1 protein-coding gene and 1 pseudogene are annotated in these 645 nt (G+C 58.4%); one reads left to right on the top strand and one right to left on the bottom strand.

Going from position 1 to position 645, the window contains the following annotated elements; all coding sequences use genetic code 11:
- Positions 1-209 (bottom strand): annotated as a pseudogene (locus PM2_RS31455) (hypothetical protein); the annotation flags it as partial.
- A 128-nt stretch (positions 210-337) separates the two neighbouring features.
- Between PM2_RS31455 and PM2_RS29465 the strand changes: the two are divergent.
- Positions 338-571 carry a PRC-barrel domain-containing protein gene (locus PM2_RS29465; RefSeq protein WP_233425971.1) on the top strand — a complete coding sequence of 78 codons (234 nt, stop codon included), beginning with the start codon at positions 338-340 and terminating at the stop codon, positions 569-571.
- Positions 572-645: the final 74 nt, after the last annotated feature.

The following is a 645-nucleotide window of genomic DNA, read 5'->3' as shown; positions in this document are numbered from 1 at the left end:
TTAGGGATCATCACAGACCGAATGACCTTAGTACCCTCCATCCAGGCCATCGAACCGCCGGCCCCCTTTGGATGCAACGGGCTCTCGCTCAGGTAGGCCCGAGCACAAGCGTTCACTGTCTCGCGGAGTTCCGCCTCCGAGAGGTCGAACAAGCGTCGGACAGCGACTTGGGGCGGCACATCGGAGAAAGCGAAATCTTGATCGAGCATCGTGGACGACCTCATGTTGTTTCCGCTTATTCTACATCAATTGATGTAAAAAAAAAGGAAACCGAATTGGAGGTCGCATAGTCTTTCCCACCCCGCCTTCGCGAGGATGCCGTCGTTGGGGGTACGCTGTGCTGTCGTTCGGCGGTTTCCTGGGGATGGATGAAAAGCTGTTCGCCGTGCCGTGGGGGGCTTTGCGCCTGGATACGGTGAACAAGCGCTTCGTCCTTGATGCCTACAAGGACCGCCTGAAGAACGCCCCAGGCTTAGATAAGGACAACCGGCCAAACATGAGCGCCCCGACTTGGGGCAAAGATATCCACGACTACTACGGCACCACGTGGGAGAACGATCCCCGGCGGTGATGTGCCAACCTGCTTGGCCGGGCTTCCGGCCAAGCCTCTGCTGACCAACGGGACCGAGGCAGGCAGCTTTGGGT

The organism is Pseudomonas monteilii NBRC 103158 = DSM 14164, from assembly GCF_000730605.1.
GTDB lineage: Bacteria > Pseudomonadota > Gammaproteobacteria > Pseudomonadales > Pseudomonadaceae > Aquipseudomonas > Aquipseudomonas monteilii.
The sequence above is the reverse complement of the archived record's forward strand: the minus strand, read 5'-3'. Positions and strand labels throughout refer to the sequence as shown.